The following is a 21590-nucleotide window of genomic DNA, read 5'->3' as shown; positions in this document are numbered from 1 at the left end:
GCCAGATAAGGGGTACAGGACTTTATATCATAGCTTTACAATTCTAGTGCTTAAAATCCTTGGTGGTAAAGCACTTTTTAAATAATTTTGAAGGCCGTAAAGTAAAGTACCCATGTATTAAAACCTACAATCGGTACTTTACCACAATTACAAGGGAATTACTAAGTAGAAATAACATATTAATCATCCAGTGTTTCTAGGTAACTCCCCAAACCAAATTTAAATGGAAAAAACTAGAGCTGTAATAGCCGGAGTACATGGTTGGGTCCCCGAATATGTGTTGACCAACAAGGAATTGGAAACCATGGTCGATACCAATGATGAATGGATTGTGTCCCGTACTGGTATTAAAGAAAGAAGAGTACTAAAAGGAGAGAATCAGGGTACTTCGGTAATTGGCACCCACGCTGTAAAAGGCCTATTGGAAAAAACCAACACCAATCCTGAAGATATTGATTTGATAATTTGTGCCACGGTAACGCCTGACATGGTTTTCCCGGCCACAGCAAATATTATCGCCGACAATGTAGGAGCTAAGAACAGCTTCAGCTTTGATATCTCAGCGGCTTGTTCGGGTTTTCTGTATGCTTTGACAATCGGAAGCCAATTCATTGAAACTGGCAAGCATAAAAAGGTCATCATTGTAGGCGCGGATAAGATGTCTGCAATTGTGGATTACACTGACAGGTCTACCTGCATCATCTTCGGTGATGGCGGTGGAGCGGTTCTTTTGGAGCCAACCACTGAAGAAAGAGGGATTATGGACTCTATCCTTCATTCCGACGGATCCGGAGCGCCATACCTGCACATGAAAGCCGGTGGCAGTGCCAGACCAGCTACCATGGAAACAGTAGCCGCACGTGAGCACTTTGCGTACCAGGAAGGCTCTACGGTGTTCAAGTTTGCCGTAACCAACATGGCTGAGGTGAGCGCCAACATCATGGCCAAAAACAACCTTACTGCCGAAGATGTAGCCTGGCTGGTGCCTCATCAGGCCAACAAGCGTATCATCGATGCCACAGCCAATAGAATGGGTGTGGGACCAGAGAAAGTAATGATGAACATTGAAAAGTACGGCAACACGACAGCAGGAACGTTGCCATTGTGCCTTTGGGATTACGAATCGCAAATGAAGAAAGGTGACAACATCATCTTGGCAGCCTTTGGCGGTGGGTTTACATGGGGTTCCATGTACCTAAAATGGGGATACGACCCTAAATAATTGAGAAACTAAATAACCTTAAATAAATGGCAAGTACTGCAGATTTCAAAAATGGTCTTTGCTTGGAATTTAACCACGATATCTTTACAATAGTGGAATTCCAGCACGTAAAGCCTGGGAAAGGCGCTGCGTTTGTAAGGACCAAGCTAAAAAGTCTCACAACCGGAAAAGTCTTGGACAAGACTTTTAATGCCGGCGAGAAAGTGACCACTGCCAGAGTGGAAAAAAGACAGCACCAGTTCATCTATGCCGATGACATGGGCTATCACTTTATGGACACCGAAACTTTCGAGCAGATTCCTATCGAGGAAAAGCTTATCGAAAGACCTAAACTCCTCAAGGAAGGTCAGATGGTGGATATTTTGATCCATGCAGAAAACGAAACCCCTCTAGGAGTAGAATTGCCTCCGTTTGTGGAATTGATGATTACCTATACCGAACCTGGTATAAAAGGCGATACGGCTACCAACACCCTAAAACCTGCGACTCTTGAAACGGGAGCTACTGTGATGGTCCCCCTTTTCGTCGACCAAGATACCATGATCAAGGTCGACACCAGGGATGGTTCTTATTCAGAAAGAGTCAAATAAATAATCTATTAGCCATGCCAACCTCCATTTGCATGGCTTCAATGTATTTATACAAACCCGAAACTGACAATCAAAACTCAAGTTTCCTAACATCAAAAAAATATGAAAGCGCAAGAAATTCAAGAATTAATAGATTTCATTTCTAAGTCAGGTTTGGCTGAGGTAAAAATCGAAACGGATGAGTTCAAACTTTCGATCAAGAAGAACTCTGAGGTTGTACACGTGAAAGCTGCTGAACCTGCTGCTGCACCTGCCCCTTCCAACACAACTCCAGCTCCATTAAATCCAGCTCCTGTGGCGCCAACTGAAGCGGCAGCACCTGCTGCCCCGGCTTCTGACAACTCCAAATACATCGAGGTAAAGTCGCCAATGATTGGGACCTTCTATAGAACGCCAAACCCTGATTCCCCTTCATTTGTAAATGTAGGCGACACCATAAAGGCTGGCCAGACGGTTTGCATCATTGAAGCGATGAAATTGTTTAACGAAATTGAATCTGAGGTATCAGGTAAAATCGTAAAGGTGTTGGTAGAAAATGCCCAGCCTGTAGAATACGATCAGCCATTGTTCCTAGTAGATCCGGCAGGATAAGTTTCAATTTTGTTACAACTAACTTAATCAACTGTGTTTAAGAAAATACTTATTGCCAATAGAGGAGAAATCGCCCTAAGGGTAATCCGTACCTGTAAAGAGATGGGCATCAAGACAGTGGCTGTATATTCCACTGCCGACAAGGACAGTCTTCACGTTCGTTTTGCTGACGAAGCTGTATGTATTGGTGCGGCTCCTTCTAGAGACTCCTATCTTAATATCCCAAGAATCATTGCTGCAGCAGAAATCACCAATGCTGACGCTATCCACCCCGGATACGGCTTCTTGTCTGAAAACGCCGAGTTTTCAAGGATTTGTGATGAATACAATATCAAGTTCATCGGAGCCAGCCCCGAAATGATCAATAAAATGGGTGACAAGGCTACTGCCAAAGCTACCATGGAAGAAGCGGGCGTACCTACCGTACCTGGATCAAAAGGATTGCTCAAATCAATGGAGGAGGGTAAACAGATAGCTGCCGAAATGGGCTACCCTGTAATCGTAAAAGCTACAGCCGGTGGTGGTGGTAAGGGTATGCGAATCATCAAATCAGAAGCTGACTTCAAAAAAGGCTGGGATGATGCCAGACAGGAATCAGCCGCTGCTTTCGGTAATGATGCCCTTTACTTGGAAAAATTTGTGGAGGAGCCTCGACATATTGAAATCCAGATCATTGGTGATAGCAATGGAAGGGCTTGCCACCTTTCGGAAAGAGATTGCTCTATCCAAAGACGCCATCAAAAATTGGTGGAGGAGACCCCTTCTCCTTTCATTACAGATGAACTTAGAGATGCGATGGGTAAAGCTGCTATTAAAGGCGCTGAAGCCATTGGGTACGAAGGTGCCGGTACCATCGAGTTTTTGGTGGACAAACATCGCAACTTCTACTTCATGGAAATGAATACCCGTATCCAAGTGGAGCATCCGATTACCGAAGAGGTAACCGACTTCGACTTGATTAAGGAGCAAATAAAGGTTGCTGCTGGGGAGAAAATAAGCGGAAAGAACTATTATCCCAAGTTATACTCTATGGAGTGTAGAATCAACGCAGAAGACCCTACCAAGGACTTTAGACCTAGCCCTGGTAGAATCGTGAATCTACACCTTCCAGGTGGACGTGGTGTCAGGATAGATAGCCATGTGTATGCTGGCTATGTCATTCCTCCTAACTATGACTCCATGATTGCTAAGCTGATTGTTAGCGGCCAGTCTAGAGAAGAGGTTATAGTACGAATGAAGCGAGCCTTAGAGGAATTTGTAATTGATGGCATCAAAACCACCATTCCTTTCCATTTGGCTTTGTTGGACGATCCTGAATTTAAAACTGGAAACTTCACCACCAAGTTCTTGGATACCTTTGACTTTTCACGCATTAAAGGTTGAAAATATAAAAGGCTGCTTTTCGATAAAGCAGCCTTTTTTTCTTATTTGGCGCAAAACTATTAAAGCTTTTCTCCTTCTATTTCTCTTACCAGTTCTTCGTACCAAGCCTCCCCGTATTTCCTAATTAGAGGTTCTTTTAGGAATTTATAGATGGGCACCCCAAGCTTTTTCCCCAGCGAACAGGCAGGATTGCATATCTCCCATCTGTCGTAATTCAAAGCATCAAAGTCATCGTATTTCTTCACCCTTATCGGGTACAGATGGCAACTTATGGGTTTTTTGAAATTAGTTTTCCCATCCAAGTAAGCCTGTTCCATCCCGCATTTCAAAATCCCCTTTTCATCATATAGGGCATAGGCACATTCACGGTTGTCACCTATGGTTGGAGTACCTTTTTCACCTTCCTGATCATATACCCATACCCCCTGCTTTTTGATAGCAGCCTTCCCTTCTTCGCTAAGGTAGGGTTCTATAGCTGGGTAGGCTTTCTCAAGTATCTCAATCTCCTCATCTTCCAATGGTGCCCCGGCGTCTCCCTCTACACAGCAGGCGCCTTTACATTTTTCGAGATCACACACGAAAAAGTGATCCTTTATATCGTCGCTCAGCACGGCTTTCCCCACTAATATCATATTATTACTCTTTAATTATTTTGCAAAGGTAAGGATAATTGTCGACTGGCCGAACAAAAAAATAGCCGCCCCCTAAGGAGCGGCATAACCCTGCACTATGAAGTAAAAGCATTGAATGCTTTGTAATTTAACCCTTAAAGAGGTTGAATGTTTAAAACCTGAATTCAAAACCAGCTGTAATGAATCTTGGAATTCCTACTCGGATACCTTGAGGCCTTCTGTTCGCAATGTAACGCTCATCAGTAAGGTTCTTTACAGTCAAGTTGAAATTGGTGTTCCACTTGGCCACGGTATAATTTACAACTGCATCCACGGTAAAATAGCTTGGAAGCTGACCAGTTCGACCATCTGCTGATGCGGCGATGCTGTTTTCAATATCCGTGAATTGCTGACCTACATAGTTTCCTACCAATCTTGCTCCCCATCCGGATTCTGTTTCCAATGTTAAAGCAGAGTTGATAAACCACTCAGGGGCGTATGGCGTTCTATTTCCAGAAATATTCACTTCATTTACGAACCTGTCTTCAGAGAAAGTTGCTTTCACATACGTAGCATTTATATCATACACCAACTTAGTCCTGCTCAATCCCAACGCTTGGCTGATATCCATCACAATAGCTGTTTCCAGACCTGAATGACGGGTAGCACCTCCATTGACTACTCCAAAACCTACTCCACCGGAAGATTCAGACACTGGGATGATCTGGTTGGAGAAATCCATGTGGAATGCTGTCATCTCCAAAAAGATCCAGTTTACCAAATCGGTTCTGAAACCCAGCTCATAATTCCAGCTGTGTTCAGCGTCTAATTCGTAAACATCTGCCAAGTTGGAGATGGCATCCTTTATTCTTGGCGGCGCAAACCCCTTATGCACCCCACCAAACATGTTTATCTTTTGGGTAGGTCTGTAATTGAACCCCATGCCTGGGATAACTTCTACTACCTGGTTGCCGGCTACTAGGGAAGTATCCCTGATTCCCACACCCGGGAAGCTTCTTCTGTTGATGTCCCTTACGTAATCAAAGCTTTCCATTCTAACCCCTCCACTGAAGCTAAACTTGTCGTTAAGATGGATTTTGTTTTGGGCGTAAGCACTGATTGCATGACCGGTTCTGATTTCATCTTCTACCAAGTCACCACTTCTCACCCCAGCCTGCGTGCCATTGACTCTTTGCTCAAATGCTCTTTCATAAAGGAACCTGGTACCGACGATCAACTCATTCTTCTTGGCAAAAAGGTTGTGATCCACTTCCAATCTAGGCTCAACTCCAGCCACTTCAAACTGCCTATTTCTGTTCCCAGTAGAGTTTCTCATATAAAGCGCACCACCCACTACATCGGTATCCCCCCAAACAGTGCCTGTCCAATTGGATGGAGGCGTATAACCCTCTCCCCCACCTACAGCGAAGTCTTGTCTATTCCAGTTTCTTGTGGTAGTATAACCGTAGGCGATGGTTCTCAACCTTACTTTATCTGAAATCTTGTATTTATGGCTAAAGCTTAAAGAATATCGGCGAACATCAAGCTGGTCATCAGGGGCAATTCTTACATAATCCTGCCCACCAGCGTCAAACATGGTCTGGGTAAGACCCACATATGTCGAATTGGAAACCTCATTATACACCCCCAGCTTTACCCCTAGGGTTGACCTTTCATTGAGGTCAAAAAGAAACTTGGTATTAAAATCCGTGATATCGAATTGCGTTGGGCCAACATTATCAGCTCTTTTCTTCAAGAGATTAACCTGCACGCCAGTATTCCCAAAAGTATTTCCATAGCTCAACATGCCCGTGAACAATCCTCCTTGGCCACCTTGGATTTTTACTGCACCTTCCTGCTCTTGCGGAGGAGTAGCCGTGATATAATTTACAACCCCACCGATGGTCTGAGGACCGTAAAGAATCTGTCCAGAACCTTTCAAGATTTCTACACCGCTCATACGGTCAATTGCAGGCGTATAATATAATTCAGGCTCTCCATAAGGGGAAAGCGCGACAGGAATACCGTCTTCCATCACTAAAACCGAGCGGCTTCTATCCGGGTCTAAACCACGAATACCGATATTGGCTCTCATTCCTATTCCCTCTTCGTCTACCACGTGTACACCCGGCGACCTTCTCAAGGCTTCATTGCCACTGATAGGGCTCAAGGCTTTCAATTCTCTATTATCTATAAATGTAACCGCTCCAGGCACCTTGCTGAACATCCTGTCTTTTTCCGAAATAATAGTAATTTCGGGCATGTCAACCCCAATTTCTGCAAAAATCAAATCCAATTGCTTAATTACCCCGTTCTTAACCTCCACATCACGAGTAATGGCTTTGAATCCCATAGCTGAAACTTTAACGGTATAAACCCCATCTTCAAGGTCAAATATTTCAAAAGAGCCATCAAGATTAGTCAGGGTACCTTTCACCGTTCCCAGCACTTGGATATTAGCATAGGGAATAGGTTCTCCTTCCTGCGACTTCACTTTTCCTGTAAGGGCCAATTCTTTATCTTCATTTGAATCTTTGGCAAAAGATTGTTGGGCCGTTCCTAATAGAGAAATCAAAGCTACCAAACAAATTCCGAGTAATTTTGGAATGCGATTCATATATCGGTCAATCCTTATTTAGATTTAATTTTAATAACGATGCAAATGTATTTCCTATTTAAACTTAATCCAAATAAGGGTTGTGAATTCTTAATAGATTTTCTTTATTAAACCTTGCAATCAATACAAGGAGATAAAAATGGAATTATTTATGGAACAATTATTGTTATCTTTGGCGCAACCCTAGTCAGGAAAATTCCTTTTTACTTAGGGTATATCACCAAAAACATTGTAATTTGCAGGATGCAAGCCGATTTGTCGCCGTCCCGATAAAAGCGGGAAGGAGGAAAGTCCGGGCAACATAGAGCGCCATACTTCCTAACGGGAAGGGTCTTGATCCGTAAGGATCGGGATACAGAAAGTGCCACAGAAAACAGACCGCCCGGGTCCCGATTCTATCGGAAACCGGGTAAGGGTGAAAAGGCGGGGTAAGAGCCCACCGCTCCGGCAGTGATGCAGGAGGCATGGAAAACCTTATGGGTTGAAAGATCAAATAGGCTCCGGTCCAAGGGCTGCTCGTCCAATCCCGACTTGTCGGGAAACCGGAGTGGGTAGATCGATAGATCTTGCCAGTGATGGCAAGGCTAGATAAATGACAAATGGCCTTTGCTTTTGGGCAAAGGTTACAGAACCCGGCTTATAGGCTTGCATTTTTTCTTTTATTATTAATAACACATACACATTATGCCTAAAATTTTGATCGTTGATGACGAGCGCGTCATCAGGGCTACACTGAAGGAAATCCTAGAGTATGAGAAGTATGACATCTCTGAGGCTGCAGATGGAGAAGAAGGCCTAAAAAGAATCCAAAACGAAGAATTCGACCTAGTACTTTGCGATATCAAGATGCCTAAAATGGATGGGCTGGAGGTTTTGGAGAAAGCCTCAAAGATGGAGCGTCAGCCCCAGTTCATCATGATTTCAGCGCATGGCTCGATTGAGTCAGCAGTGGAAGCCACCAAAATGGGGGCATTTGATTTTATCCCAAAGCCGCCGGATTTGAACAGGCTACTCCTTACTGTTAGGAATGCCCTTGAGAAAAAGAACTTGGTGACCGAAACCAAGGTGCTCAAGAAAAAGCTTTCCAAGAAACTTGATATGGTGGGTGCCTCTACGGCTATTCAGACCGTGAAGGACACTATAGAAAAAGTAGCCCCTACCGAGGCCAGGGTACTGATCACTGGACCAAACGGTACGGGTAAGGAGTTGGTAGCCCATTGGCTTCACCAAAAGAGCAATCGCTCAGCCGCCCCATTCATTGCTGTCAACTGCGCCGCCATTCCGGCAGAGTTGATTGAAAGTGAGCTTTTCGGCCATGAAAAAGGAGCCTTTACTTCTGCCAACAAGCAGCGTCAGGGTAAATTTGAGCAAGCGACAGGCGGCACCTTGTTTTTGGATGAAATAGGGGACATGAGCCTTTCGGCCCAGGCAAAAGTACTTAGAGCTCTACAAGAGCATAAAATCACCCGAGTAGGTGGGGACAAAGATATCAAAGTAGACGTGCGTGTTTTAGCGGCTACTAATAAGGATTTGAAGAAAGAGATCGAAGAAGGAAACTTCAGAGAGGATCTTTACCACAGATTGAGTGTGATCCTTATCCAAGTGCCTGCATTGAAAGATAGAAAAGAAGACATTCCGCTGTTGGTAGACAAGTTTTTGGGCGACATTGCCCAGGAGTATGGCACTGCCAAAAAAGTGGCGGATCCAGCTGCTATATCCAAGCTTCAGGAATTCCCCTGGACGGGAAATATAAGGGAGCTTCGCAATGTGGTGGAAAGGCTAGTAATCCTGGGAGGCCAGACCATTTCGGAAGAAGACATAAAAAAATATGCTGACTATTAAGTCAGCATATTTTTTTTATCCTTTTACTTCTTCGGCAATCTCAGCCTTAGCGTAAGCCGGACAAGGTTTGCTAGAGGCACATGCACCTAGGCCCAAAAAGCCAAGCGCCAAAATAACAGCTAATAATCTTTTCATATCTTAAATATTTTTTCAGAAACCCAAATATGTTTATTTCTCAAGGGAATACAAAATTAAATTGAAAACTTTTCATTCCCTGAACAGTTAACGACGGGATAATCTAATCAAATACCCGGCCTACCTTAAATAAGATCAGTTATTTTTTTTAACTGTCTAATCAAACAAAAACCTTAAACAAGATATTTCTAATCCAAGGTTAACCAAAACACGATTAGAACTATGCTGAGTATATTCAAAAAGAAATCCAAAATCGAAGTATTACGCCAAAAGCATAAAAGCCTGTTAGAGGAAGCTTTTAAGCTCTCGAAAATTGACCGTCAAAAGAGTGATGAAAAATATGCAGAAGCCGACGCAGTGGCTTCTGAACTGGAGTCTATGAAAGGGAAAACCAATTAATCTATTTTAGTTCTTGCCTTAGGGTCAAATTCCAGCTTGATCAATATTGGAAAATGATCGGATCCAAACTTCGCCAACTTGGAAAGGCTAATAAGTAAGAAATCTTTGGTATAAAAGAAATGATCCAATGGGTAGCGGAAGAATGGCACAAACACATTGTAGGTGTTAAAAAAGCCTCTTCCCTCCCTAGGATCCCAAAGCCCTGACCTTTTTTGAAACAATTCTGAAGTAGCCGACCAAGCTACATCATTTAGATCTCCGGCCAAAATAGCTGGCTCATCTTCATTTTTAATCCTTTTCCCCACTATCAGTAATTCTGTATCCCTTTCGTAAGTTGAACTACCAGGTTTGGGTGGCTCAGGGTGAAGCCCGTGGAAGTTAATAATTTTGCCTGATCTCAACTCCACTTTGGTATGAATTGAAGGGATGGTGTTATCCACCAAAAAATTCACCTTGGTATCGATGAGCTTGAGTTTTGAATAAAGCGTCATCCCATAGGTATTGTCCTGCGGATATTTAATGCTATATCTAAAATCTCTATCTAGCTCTTGAAGCTCACGCAGCCATTTATCGTCCACCTCATTTAGCAAAACCAAGTCTGGATCATTCTTCCTGATGATTTCCTTTAACTCCCCATATTGATCATTATCCATTTTAACATTCGCCAGTAGAACACTAAAGGAGTTATCAGGAATAGGAAGATTGGCCTTTGGTGATCGGATAGGGTAAAATGGCGTATACCTAATCATTTTTATAGATTGATAACTGATCACGCCTATCGACAAAGGAATCAAAGTGTAAAGAAGCAAAGGACTATCTATACAAAAGATAAGCGTAAGGATAATGGAAAGAAAAGCAATTACCGTCACCTGGGCCCTGGGAAAATCAAAGATCCTAATCCACCACTTATATGAAGGGATCATGGGCAGTGCGGTAGCTATTACTGAAAGGAAAACTAAAAATATTATAAAGTATGGCATCAAATGGGGTTTTTAACTGATCAAAATCACCAGTTATATTTATAAATATAAAATAATCCGTAGAAATAACTAATCAAGATAGAAAAGGGTTTGCTCCTTTCTACTTTGATTTGTCAAACCTCTCCTCCAATGGAACATATTCAACGGTCATCTTGATTGGAAAATGGTCCGAACCAATGTGGGGCAACCGCTCAAAATTGACCAAATTAAAATGTTTGGAATAGAAGAAATGATCAAGAGGGTACCTAAAAAGAGGGACAAAGGTATTGTAAGTACTAAAAAGCCCCCTACCCTCTCTGGGGTCAAGCATATAGGTCCTTTTCTGAAACAGCTCGGATGTTCTGGACCAGGCTACATCATTTAAATCCCCGGCAATTACCGTTGGACTTTCATCTTGTATAACCCGATCAGAAATTATCAAAATCTCAGTATCACGCTCGTATGTTGGTGTACCTGGCTTTGGAGGCTCTGGATGAAGGCAGTGAAGATTAACCAAAACTCCAGAGGGAAGTTTTACCTTAGTGAAAATAGAGGGAATGCTATCCTTGACCAAAAAATTCAACTCCGTATCCTCAAGCCCCAACCGGGAATAAAGGATCATCCCGTAAGTATTGTCCAAAGGATGCTTGATATGATGAGGATAATCTTGATCAAGACCTTCGACAGCATCAACCCAAGCCTGATCTGGCTCTGTAAGCAAAATAATGTCGGGATCTCGTTCTCTCGCCAAATTTAGGAAATCCGCATACCTGTCATTCGTCAACCGAACATTATACATCAGGATACTGAAGGTATTTTCCTCCACCGGCTCGAAAGCCCCTGGTGCCTGAACGGGGTAAATTGGCGTATATTTAATCATCAATCTGCCCTGATAGGCTATGGCTGCCAGCAGGAACACGGAAATCCCAAGGAATTTAACCATGTCGTGCCGGAAATAAACGAAAGTTAAAGCTTGAGCCAAAATAGCAATAACTGCAATTTGGGCTCGCGGATAATCGAATATTCTAATCCACCAATGGGTGGTTTGGATCAAGGGTAATGCCGTGGTGATTACCGCAACAAAAATCAGAATATAGGTAACTATTCTCATTCAGGTAGTAATTTTAAATAGCTAGGATAAAAACAATGCCATTTCGTAAGCAATTGGCTAATTTTATTTCTATATTTTGAATAACTTTTAACTAAAAATAAACTACCCTATGAAATCAAGAAGAAAATTTTTAAACCGGCTGATTTTGGCACTCCCCCTAAGCTATTTACCTTTTGTAGGAACTGCTCAACTCAAGGCTAAATCTCGAATGATCCATCAGGTGTTCTTTTGGTTAAATGATGATACCAGCTTCGAGGAATTTAAAGCGGCCACAAAAAAGTTGGGGTCTATTGGCAGCGTTAAGGAGTTTAAAATGGGAACCCCTGCCCCGACTGAAGCAAGAGATGTGGTGGACAGCAGTTACGATTTGGCTTTGAATATGGTTTTCGACTCCCTTGAGGATCAAAACGCCTATCAAGTGGACCCTATTCACCTGAAGTTTATCGAACAGCATGCCGACAAATGGAAGGAAGTTAAAGTTTATGACTTTGTACTGGAATAGTTAAACCACCAGTAGGTTGCAGCCTCTGACATCCGAATTATCAAACCTGCCTAAAATCTCCAACCTGCCCTCTTCATCATAACGGCCCATATCCTGGGTTTCTATGAATGCGCAGCTGTGGAAATTGGCCAAATCTATCACATTTATCCCACCTTGCCTTTTCCTTGCAGGTGAAAAGGGGTCATTTACATCCCTTAGCAGGATCTTCATGGTATGGGGAAGGCTGTATCTTCCTCCTCCCCTGGAATAAGCCTGGGACATGAGTTCGGTCATGCCATACTCGGAGTGGATTTGGTTAACCTTGAAAAAACCTGTTAGAATTTCATGAACTTCTTCCCTAATCATTTCTTTTCTTCTACCTTTCATCCCACCGGTCTCCATCACTATGAGGTTATCCATCGGTTCAAAATGTCCCATCTGCTCGGCAAAGTCCAGTAAGGCAAATGTCACTCCCAGTAAAAGCACTTTCTTGGGGCTAGCCGCGAGCTCGTTCAGCTTTGCCAATAGTTCTTCTTGGTTGTAAAGATAAAATCCGGAATGGGGGGACCCAGACTGTTTGATAAAATCATCCGCCATAGTCACCAGGGAGCTGCCTGGTCTTTCCAGATAAGCTGGCAAAAGCGCAAGCACATGATAATCGGTTAAAGGCCCATATTCCGATTCGAAAATCCTTCGGGCATTCTCTAGGTAAAACATCTGGGACCATATAAAATGCCGGCTGGTAATATTGCCCGTAGTCCCACTGCTGGAGTAAAAATCTGTGAAATCCTCTTGGGGACCCGTGACTACTTTGTGGGACTTAAAAAAGGAAATAGGAAGAAATGGAATTGCATCTAGGCTATTGACCTTTCCGACTTTTACTTTTCGGTATTTGAGATAGCTATTATAAATGGGGTTGTGTAATGCCTGAAACTTAAACAATGCAAGAGCTACTTTTTCAAAATTAACTTCATTGACTTGATCTAAATCGGCTGAAAAACTTTTGAAATAATTCATCGTTCTATATTTGTGAATGGCATTTTTTTACCAACTTTATAAAAACCAATATTATCCGTAAATTTAGGCTTACAAGATGAAGGTGAAAAACTATCTAGGCATATTATTTTTAGCCACGGCTGCGATAGGCTGTGTGTCTCCTCCGGAAAATTTCCCCTCCGCCCCTGAGATATCCTTCAGCAGAGTGGAGTTTGTCCCTATACAAGGAGCGCCTGACTCACTCATTGTCAGCGTGGATTTCAAGGATGCAGAAGGTGACTTGGGTTTGGGACCAAGGGATTTCAACCCGCCTTTTCAGCCCTTTGACTACGTATTAACCGAAACCGGGTCCCGCATCTCTTACTCCAACAGGCCACCCGACGCACCCAGTTACAACCCAAGAGACTGGAGAATTTTGGACCCTGTGTTGGATAATGTCACAGTTCGGGATACGCTTTGGATAAGACCCAATCCAGATCACAACAACATTTTCGTGCGCTTTTTCATTAAACGAGGAGGGGATTACCAAGAGTTCGTCTGGGAAGGGCCTCCCTATTACACCACATTCAATGGGCGATTCCCCCGTATCTTAACCGACGATAGGGAAAGGGCAATAGAAGGCAACATTTCTTACGGGATGCTATCCTCAGGTTGGCAGGCGATCTTTAGGAATGACACCATCAGATTGGATGTACAGATCCAAGACCGTCAGTTAAATCGAAGCAATACGGTATCAACTCCGGATTTTACGCTTAATCAAGTGACGAGGAGATAGGAAAGAAAAAAAGAATTATTGAAATTTGGATATATTGAAATATTAAAATAGAAAAAGGCCTCCGGAGAATGATCTTCAGAGGCCTTTTATATTTGCTTAATTTCTACTTATAATTCAGGGAAGGTATTTGGATCTACTTCATGCATCATTTCATAAACTTTCTCAACTACATCATCCACGCTTGGCTTGGAGAAATAATCTCCATCAGATGAATAAGCAGGTCGGTGTGCTTTTGCGGCAATAGTTGCCGGCTCAGAATCCAAATGATAATAAGCACCCTGCTCCTCGATCACCTGCTGCATCATGTATGCAGAAGCACCTCCTGGTACATCTTCGTCGGCAAAGATCACCCTGTTGGTTTTCTTGATTGAGTCTGCAATGACATGGTGCGTATCAAATGGCAATAATGTCTGCACATCGATCACTTCCACGGAAATTCCCATCTCATCCAACACCAAGGCCGCATCCATTATGATTCGGCACATAGAACCGTAAGTTACGATGGTAAGATCGGAGCCTTCACGCAAAATTTCAGGCTTACCCAAAGGAACCGTAAACTCACCAATATTGGCAGGCATTTTTTCTTTCAACCTGTAACCGTTCAGGCACTCGATCACCAAAGCTGGCTCATCGGCTTTCACCAAAGTGTTATACATACCGGCCGCTTGGGTCATATCCCTAGGCACACACACCAACATTCCTCTCAAGCTATGCAAGATCATGCCGATAGGTGAACCTGAATGCCATACGCCTTCCAATCTATGTCCTCTGGTTCTAACGATTATTGGCGCTTTCTGACCGCCTTTGGTTCTGTATTGCAAGCATGCCACATCATCCGATAAGATTTGTATAGCATATAAAAGATAATCCAAATATTGAATCTCAGCAATTGGCCTCAACCCTCTCATGGAAGCACCAATGCCCTGCCCGATAATTGTACATTCACGTATACCGGTATCAGTAACCCTGAGTTCTCCGTATTTATCCTGAAGGCCGGCAAAAGCCTGGTTCACATCTCCTATCTTCCCCACATCTTCGCCAAAAGCAAAAACCCTTGGGTCATTGCTCAATAGGTGGTCAAAGCAGGCTTGTAGAACCTCCCGTCCATCTACCAATTGGGCATCATCGCCGTATTGAGCAGGAACTTCATCAATATTACCTACACGAAAATCTGACTGGCTATATAAGTGGCTGTTATACCTGTCCTCGTTCAGTTTCTTTTGCTGCTCATACCACAGCTTCAAATTCTGCTTTACATCCGCCCCATCAAATCTCATCAATAGCAAGGCTTTTCTTACCGCACTAATAACATCCTTTCGTATTGGGTTCATGGTTTTGGCCAATTCATCAGCCAATACTACCAGCTTTTCTTTCTGTCTGCTATTAGGAGCGGCCTGCTCTATTAAAGAAACAGCATCCTGTAATTCAGATTTAATCTCGCCTGCAAATGCTTTCCAAGCAGCCTCTCTTTGCGCTTTGGCAAATGCTTTTGCTTCGGCATCTATTTCAGCTAGCTCCTCTTCAGTAGCCATGCCCTGTTCAATTATATATTCTTGGAACTGGCGCACACAGTCGTAATCAGCTTCCCACTCTAGCCTCTCCTTGGACTTGTATCGCTCATGGGAACCAGAAGTAGAGTGACCTTGGGGCTGAGTGAGTTCAATCACATGCACCAGCACCGGCACATGTTCTTCGCGTGCGATTCTGGCGGCATTTTGATATGTACTCATCAAGGCCTCATAATCCCAACCTTTCACCACAAGGATTTCATATCCTTTTTGATCATCAGTCCTTTGAAAACCTTTCAGGACCTCTGAAATACTTCCTTTGGTGGTATGGTACTCTTTGGGCACTGAAATACCATATTCATCATCCCAAACCGAAACCACCATAGGGACTTGAAGTACACCACCAGCATTGATGGTTTCATAGAACATCCCTTCTGATGTAGAAGCATTCCCTATAGTACCCCAAGCGACCTCATTTCCTTCAATACTGAAGTTTGAAAGCTCCTTTAAAAGGTTGTTGTTTTGACGATAAAGCTTGGATGCATAAGCAAGACCTAAAAGTTTTGGCATCTGGGAAGCGGTGGGAGAAATATCAGAAGCTGAATTCTTCATCTCCGTCAAGTTTTTCCACTCTCCGTTTTGCTCCAAAGCCCGGGTACCGAAGTGGCCATTCATCAATCGGCCGCCTGAGGCAGGCTCAGCATCTACATCCGCGTGAGCATACAGCTGGGCAAAATATTCCTGAATGGTAAGCTCGCCAATGGCAAACATAAAAGTCTGGTCACGGTAATAGCCGGCACGGAAATCCCCGTTTTTGAAATACTTGGCCATCGCGATCTGGGCCAGTTCTTTACCGTCTCCAAAAATCCCGAATTTGGCTTTCCCCATAAAAACCTCTTTTCGGCCCATAAGGGATGCTTGGCGGCTTTGCTGGGCAAGCCTATAATCATTAAGAATTTCGTCTTTCGACAAGCTTAATGACTTATTTTTTTTATTCACAGCAACTTCTTCCATAAAATTATTCTTTAAAGCTATTTTGGGTTTGGCAGGCATTCTCTGCAAGTATTTCAAAAATACAATAAAATGTCAGTCCTGCAAAAAAAACTGACAACTAATTAAAAGCGATATCCAATATTTATTCTGACGAAATAGTAAAAAGACGCCCAAATCATAAATAAAATTCTGATTAAATCAAAAAAACCATTCAAACCCCCTAAACTCTCCTTAACCACTGATTAGATGCTTTTCTTATCAAATGCTAGTAAAAAAAGGTCAGAAGAATCGATTTTAAAAACCCCATAAACAGAACTTCCTGAGGTTTTGAAATTTTAAACATAACAATGTTTTAATTTAACTATATTTAAATAATAACATCAAAATATATGATAGGGTTTTGTTTTTCTTAAGGCTTAGGATGCTATATTTGCGCTCAAATCACAACCCAAATACTAGAATATCATGATAATAGGTGTTCCAAAGGAAATCAAAAACAACGAGAACCGCGTGGCTTTAAACCCGGCGGGAGCTAAAGAACTCGTTAAAAGAGGTCACACTGTGTATGTTCAGCATACTGCCGGAGAAGGCAGCGGATTTACCGATGCTATGTATGAAGAAGCAGGCGCTACTATCCTTCCTACCATTGAGGGTACTTATGCAGCTGCGGAAATGATCATCAAAGTTAAGGAGCCTATTGAACCTGAATATAAACTTATCAAAGAAGATCAATTGATCTTTACTTACTTCCATTTTGCTTCTCACGAGCCGCTTACAAAGGCAATGGTGGACAGTAAGGCTGTTTGCTTGGCTTACGAAACTGTTGAAAAAACGGATAGAAGTCTTCCTTTGCTAGTACCTATGTCGGAAGTAGCCGGCAGAATGGCCGTTCAAAAAGGCGCAAACTACTTGGAAAAACCTCTTGGTGGCAAAGGCATCCTATTGGGTGGCGTACCGGGCACATTGCCTGCTAAAGTCATCATCCTTGGTGGTGGTGTAGTAGGAACCCAAGCTGCATGGATGGCTGCCGGATTAGGAGCTGACGTGACTATCATGGATGTATCCCTTCCAAGAATGAGATACCTATCCGACGTGATGCCTAAAAATGTTAAGACTATGATGTCTAACGAATTCAACATCCGTAAAATGATCAAGGAAGCTGATCTTATCGTAGGGGCTGTTTTGATCCCTGGCGCCAAGGCTCCTCACTTGATCACTAGAGATATGCTGAAAGAGATGCAGCCAGGTACCGTATTGGTAGATGTGGCTGTAGACCAAGGAGGCTGTATCGAAACCTGTAAGCCAACTACTCACCAGGATCCAACTTATGTAATTGACGACGTCGTTCATTACTGTGTAGCTAACATGCCAGGTGCTGTACCTTACACTTCCACAATTGCATTGACTAATGCGACTCTACCTTATGCCATCCAATTGGCGGACAAGGGATGGAAGAAAGCAGCTTTGGAAAATCCTGAACTTGTTCCAGGTCTGAATGTAATCAAAGGTGACATTGTGTATAAAGCAGTTGCCGATGCATTTGACATGCCATATGTTCCAGTAGACAAATATCTTGAAGAAGAGTTAGTTAACTCATAAAAACTCAAAGCCCGGAAATTTCCGGGCTTTTTTTTTGCCAAATAATTAACCATTCCTCCCCTAGTTCCAACCCTTTCCACAAAACATCCCTTCGCGAATTACATAAAACACAAAAACAAGTTGGTATTTTTGAAACTCAGACAAAAAGTTGTCGATATTTTTATTTTGTATAATAAAAAACATCCTTTACCTTTGAAACATGTTATTATTCGCAGCACTATATTTTAGCTTCTTTTACTTTTACTTTCGCCCCCAAGGTCGAATCGGAGCTGCGTATTGTCTAGTGGAAAAATAAACTTCAAGATATTTACAAACCTAAAGCCCGGTTCGCAAGATCCGGGCTTTTTCTATTTTAAACCTATTGCAAAATGAAAAATCACTTACAGTCATCCGAATGGGGTTTGAACCTCAGCAACCAATTGATCATCGCAGGTCCCTGCAGCGCGGAAAGTGCAGAGCAGATTGAAAAAGTCTGCCTGGCCATGAAGGAGGAAAATGTATTGCCCTCCCTGTTCAGAGCTGGCATCTGGAAACCCCGCACCAGGCCGGGAAGCTTCGAAGGCATCGGCGAAGAAGGACTCAAGTGGATGGAGATCGTTCGCCACCACCTCAATATCCCCATCACTACTGAGGTAGGCAATGCCGCCCACGTGGAAATGGCCCTCAAGCACAAGGTTGATGTGCTCTGGATCGGCGCCAGGACCACTGTCAACCCGTTTGCGGTACAGGAAATTTCAGAAGCCTTGAGAGGCACGGATATCCCTGTGATGGTCAAAAACCCCATGAACCCTGACCTTCAGCTTTGGATCGGCGCTTTGGAAAGACTTCATGCCGTTGGCATTGATAAACTGGCCGCCATCCACCGGGGCTTCAGTGATGCGTACGACAAAAGATTCCGGAACAAGCCAAACTGGTCAATGCCCATCCACCTGAAAAGAGAATGGAAAGGCATGCAGGTCATCAACGACCCAAGCCATATTGTTGGTAAAAGGGACGGCATCCTGGAAACCTCCCAGCGAGCACTCAACTTCGGCCTCGACGGACTGATGATAGAAACCCACCACGACCCGGACAAGGCATGGTCGGATGCCCAACAGCAGGTTACCCCGGCCCAGCTAAAGCAGATCCTGCAGCAATTGGATTTCAAGACCCCATTGGAGGAAGTGCAGCCAAGTGAAAAACTTCATGATCTGCGGGCGGCAGTGGACCATCTCGATGATCAGCTGCTGGACATTCTTGCGGAGAGATTTGCCGTCATTGAGCAAATTGGCGCCCATAAAAGAGAAAACCACCTCAGCGTTTTCCAATCAGAGAGATGGAAGCAGGTGATGGAATCCAGAACACAAAAGGGCATTTCAAAAAACCTTGGGGAAAAATTCATGAAGGAGCTTCTTTTCACCATCCATGAAGAATCCGTTAAAAGACAGGAGAAGCAGTTGAGAGAGCCAGTGAAAATCGTAAAATAAGCAGTAATTTATTTGTAATTTGGACCTCAACATAATTTAAGGAAATTTGGAATCAATCATTTTCTCAGAAAAAATAGCTGAAAGGCTCACTGGCTTTTTAAGCAAGCAATCCTATTCAAAGTTGGGCATCATTACTGACAGCAACAGCTTTAATTACTGCTACCCTATGGTTGCCGACAAGCTTCCGGACCACCTGACTTTCACCTTTCAGGCAGGTGAGGCTCACAAGAACCTAGAAACCTGCACTAAAATCTGGACCTGGATGACGGAGAATGATTTTGATAGGAAATCCCTCATTATAAATCTGGGTGGAGGTGTCACAGGGGACATGGGAGGTTTTTGCGCCAGCACGTTCAAAAGAGGCATGCGTTTCATCAACATCCCCACCACCCTTTTGTCACAAGTGGACGCCAGTGTGGGAGGGAAACTGGGGATTGATTTTATGGGTTTCAAAAACCACCTGGGTGTATTTGCAGAGCCTCTTGCAGTAGTGATTTCTGAAGAGTTTCTCCAGACTCTTCCGCTTCGCGAGCTCAGGAGCGGATATGCCGAGGTGCTCAAGCATGGCCTTATCAAAAGCGAGAATTATTTTCATTGTCTCAAAACTGACAACTGGCAGGTACAGCCATGGAAGGACATCATAGAAAAATCAGTTTCCATCAAAAAAGAGGTGGTTGAAAAAGACCCCAAGGAAGAGGGTTTGCGGAAGATTCTGAATTTCGGGCATACCATTGGACATGCAGTGGAATCCCATTATCTGGACACTCCCGAACACCTGCTCCATGGGGAAGCCATTGCCATAGGAATGGTGGCCGAAGCCTATCTTTCCCATCTTAAATTGAGGTTGCCAAAAAATGACCTTGACACTGTATGCGACAAAATAATCGCTGTCTTCGGCAAGGTTTCCATAAACCCGGAAGCTTTCCAAAGCATTTCTGATTTGTGTTTGCAGGACAAGAAAAACGAGGGCAAAACCATCAACTGCTCCCTTTTGAGAAGAATCGGCGAGTGTGAGTACAATATTCCCATCACCAGAGAAGAGATTATTTCGGCCTTGGCCTTTTACAATGAATTGAAGCATGAACCAGCTTAGACTTCCACAACAAAGTAATATTCCATCCACAACAATCCCCCTGCCTTCCAGCAAAAGCGAAAGCAACCGGGTACTGATCATTGACGCACTCACTTCAGGTGAAAACCGGATTGAAAACTTGGCAGAGGCCCGGGACACGCAGACGATGATCCGACTGCTCAAAAAAGATCCACCAATTTATGATGTGCTTGACGCCGGCACCACGATGAGGTTTTTGACAGCCTATGCTGCGATTACCAACAAACAAAAAGTAATGACGGGAACCCCGAGGATGTGCGAACGCCCGATCGGGATTTTGGTTGAAGCCCTACAGCAGCTGGGGGCAGAGATCCATTATTTGGGAGTTGAAGGCTATCCTCCGCTTGCAGTCAACGGGTTTTCAGAGCAGAAAACGGATTTGATCACCATCAGGGGTGATGTCAGCAGCCAATATATATCCGCCATCCTGATGATTGCCCCGCTCCTCCCTCAAGGCTTGAAGCTGGAACTGACCGGAAAAGTCGGATCCCGCACATATATTGAGATGACCCTGCAACTGATGAAGCAATTTGGGATCAGCTATACTTGGAACGGCAACTTAATTTCCATTCCCCCCCAACCTTACCGGCCCACAATCTACTCAGTGGAAAGTGACTGGTCAGGTGCAAGCTACTGGTACAGCCTGTTGGCCTGTGCCGAAAGTGGTGAGCTCTTCCTAAATGGACTTAAAGAGGAAAGTTTGCAGGGAGATTCCAAAATAGTGGATATCATGGCCCATCTCGGCGTAGCAAGTGAATTCCAGAAAGATGGAATTAAATTGACTAAAATCCCGGTAAAGGGAATGCAGGAGTTCGATTTCACCCATTGCCCTGACCTGGCACAAACGGTGGCTGTCACCTGCGCAATCATTGGACAAAAAATGGAGTTTAGCGGACTGGAAAGCCTCCGGATTAAGGAAACCGACCGTATTGCCGCACTTCAGGCTGAACTGGCCAAGTTCAACGCCCACCTGTTGGAAGGCGGGGACGGCAGGTTTACTTTGATTCCATCAGTAAATATCCCGGATGAAGTGACGATTTCAACTTATGATGATCACCGCATGGCAATGGCCTATATGCCTCTTATGACAAAAACCAATGTGATCATCGAAGATCCGGAGGTGGTAAACAAAAGTTACCCAAGCTTCTGGAAGCATGTTGAAATGCTGACCTTAATCAAAAATCAATAGCCTTTACCAAAA

The 21590-nt window shown here is 43.6% G+C and carries 18 protein-coding genes and 1 other RNA gene; 13 read left to right on the top strand and 6 right to left on the bottom strand.

The window, feature by feature from the left end; all coding sequences use genetic code 11:
• Nucleotides 1-223: 223 nt before the first annotated feature.
• The 4 genes from KI659_RS08680 (at nucleotide 224) to accC (ending at nucleotide 3786) form a co-directional block, all read left to right on the top strand.
• Nucleotides 224-1222, top strand: coding sequence for a beta-ketoacyl-ACP synthase III (locus tag KI659_RS08680; protein WP_213944938.1), 999 nt, complete (start codon nucleotides 224-226; stop codon nucleotides 1220-1222).
• A 26-nt stretch (nucleotides 1223-1248) separates the two neighbouring features.
• Nucleotides 1249-1812: an elongation factor P gene (gene efp / locus KI659_RS08675; protein ID WP_213944937.1), complete on the top strand. Its 564-nt coding sequence runs from the start codon at nucleotides 1249-1251 to the stop codon at nucleotides 1810-1812.
• A 102-nt stretch (nucleotides 1813-1914) separates the two neighbouring features.
• Nucleotides 1915-2403, top strand: coding sequence for an acetyl-CoA carboxylase biotin carboxyl carrier protein (accB, locus tag KI659_RS08670; protein WP_213944936.1), 489 nt, complete (start codon nucleotides 1915-1917; stop codon nucleotides 2401-2403).
• A gap of 33 nt (nucleotides 2404-2436) precedes the next feature.
• Nucleotides 2437-3786 (top strand): acetyl-CoA carboxylase biotin carboxylase subunit, encoded by a 1350-nt coding sequence (accC, locus tag KI659_RS08665; RefSeq protein ID WP_213944935.1) that lies wholly within the window; start codon nucleotides 2437-2439, stop codon nucleotides 3784-3786.
• 59 nt (nucleotides 3787-3845) lie between these two features.
• Here accC and KI659_RS08660 read toward each other — a convergent pair whose 3' ends face one another.
• Nucleotides 3846-4418: a DUF3109 family protein gene (locus KI659_RS08660; RefSeq protein WP_213944934.1), complete on the bottom strand. Its 573-nt coding sequence runs from the start codon at nucleotides 4416-4418 to the stop codon at nucleotides 3846-3848.
• A 151-nt stretch (nucleotides 4419-4569) separates the two neighbouring features.
• The gene (locus tag KI659_RS08655) at nucleotides 4570-6972 is read right to left on the bottom strand and encodes a TonB-dependent receptor (protein WP_246535335.1); all 2403 of its coding nucleotides are present in this window, start codon (nucleotides 6970-6972) and stop codon (nucleotides 4570-4572) included.
• A 284-nt stretch (nucleotides 6973-7256) separates the two neighbouring features.
• On the opposite strand from KI659_RS08655, the gene rnpB reads away from it, so the two are divergent.
• The 3 genes from rnpB to KI659_RS08640 all read left to right on the top strand — a co-directional run bounded on the left by rnpB (nucleotide 7257) and on the right by KI659_RS08640 (nucleotide 9390).
• Nucleotides 7257-7670, top strand: an RNA gene (rnpB, locus tag KI659_RS08650) — RNase P RNA component class A.
• Nucleotides 7671-7698: 28 nt separating this feature from the next.
• Nucleotides 7699-8856, top strand: coding sequence for a sigma-54-dependent transcriptional regulator (locus tag KI659_RS08645; RefSeq protein WP_213944932.1), 1158 nt, complete (start codon nucleotides 7699-7701; stop codon nucleotides 8854-8856).
• A 357-nt stretch (nucleotides 8857-9213) separates the two neighbouring features.
• Entirely contained in the window at nucleotides 9214-9390 is a 177-nt protein-coding gene (locus KI659_RS08640; protein ID WP_213944931.1) for a Lacal_2735 family protein, read from the top strand.
• Here KI659_RS08640 and KI659_RS08635 read toward each other — a convergent pair.
• Together KI659_RS08635 and KI659_RS08630 are read right to left on the bottom strand one after the other, a co-directional pair.
• Nucleotides 9387-10370, bottom strand: coding sequence for an endonuclease/exonuclease/phosphatase family protein (locus KI659_RS08635; protein ID WP_213944930.1), 984 nt, complete (start codon nucleotides 10368-10370; stop codon nucleotides 9387-9389). The two genes, KI659_RS08640 and KI659_RS08635, sit on opposite strands and share 4 nt — an antisense overlap.
• 100 nt (nucleotides 10371-10470) lie before the next feature.
• A complete protein-coding gene (locus KI659_RS08630) occupies nucleotides 10471-11460 on the bottom strand; it encodes an endonuclease/exonuclease/phosphatase family protein (protein ID WP_213944929.1) in 990 nt (329 codons plus the stop codon).
• 109 nt (nucleotides 11461-11569) lie between these two features.
• On the opposite strand from KI659_RS08630, the gene KI659_RS08625 reads away from it, so the two are divergent.
• Nucleotides 11570-11962, top strand: coding sequence for a Dabb family protein (locus tag KI659_RS08625; protein ID WP_213944928.1), 393 nt, complete (start codon nucleotides 11570-11572; stop codon nucleotides 11960-11962).
• On the opposite strand, the gene KI659_RS08620 is transcribed toward KI659_RS08625, so the two are convergent.
• Complete coding sequence (locus KI659_RS08620) at nucleotides 11963-12958, bottom strand: acyl-CoA synthetase family protein (protein WP_213944927.1); 996 nt, start codon at nucleotides 12956-12958, stop codon at nucleotides 11963-11965.
• 76 nt (nucleotides 12959-13034) lie between these two features.
• Here KI659_RS08620 and KI659_RS08615 point away from each other — a divergent pair, with 76 nt between their 5' ends.
• Nucleotides 13035-13712, top strand: coding sequence for a hypothetical protein (locus KI659_RS08615; protein WP_213944926.1), 678 nt, complete (start codon nucleotides 13035-13037; stop codon nucleotides 13710-13712).
• Nucleotides 13713-13819: 107 nt separating this feature from the next.
• Here the strand turns inward: KI659_RS08615 and KI659_RS08610 are convergent, their stop codons facing one another.
• Nucleotides 13820-16234, bottom strand: coding sequence for an alpha-ketoacid dehydrogenase subunit alpha/beta (locus KI659_RS08610; RefSeq protein WP_213944925.1), 2415 nt, complete (start codon nucleotides 16232-16234; stop codon nucleotides 13820-13822).
• Between the two features lie 444 nt (nucleotides 16235-16678).
• Here KI659_RS08610 and ald point away from each other — a divergent pair, with 444 nt between their 5' ends.
• From ald to KI659_RS08590, 4 genes are all read left to right on the top strand, one after another.
• Entirely contained in the window at nucleotides 16679-17812 is a 1134-nt protein-coding gene (gene ald, locus KI659_RS08605; RefSeq protein WP_213944924.1) for an alanine dehydrogenase, read from the top strand.
• A 368-nt stretch (nucleotides 17813-18180) separates the two neighbouring features.
• Entirely contained in the window at nucleotides 18181-19278 is a 1098-nt protein-coding gene (locus KI659_RS08600; protein ID WP_213944923.1) for a chorismate mutase, read from the top strand.
• 46 nt (nucleotides 19279-19324) lie between these two features.
• Nucleotides 19325-20371: a 3-dehydroquinate synthase gene (aroB, locus tag KI659_RS08595; protein WP_213944922.1), complete on the top strand. Its 1047-nt coding sequence runs from the start codon at nucleotides 19325-19327 to the stop codon at nucleotides 20369-20371.
• Complete coding sequence (locus tag KI659_RS08590) at nucleotides 20358-21578, top strand: 3-phosphoshikimate 1-carboxyvinyltransferase (protein WP_213944921.1); 1221 nt, start codon at nucleotides 20358-20360, stop codon at nucleotides 21576-21578. Before aroB ends, KI659_RS08590 begins: the two co-directional genes overlap by 14 nt.
• Nucleotides 21579-21590: the final 12 nt, after the last annotated feature.

It is taken from the genome of Litoribacter ruber (assembly GCF_018449405.1).
GTDB lineage: Bacteria > Bacteroidota > Bacteroidia > Cytophagales > Cyclobacteriaceae > Litoribacter > Litoribacter ruber.
Note: the sequence above shows the minus strand (reverse complement) of the source record. Positions and strands in the feature narration are given on the sequence as shown.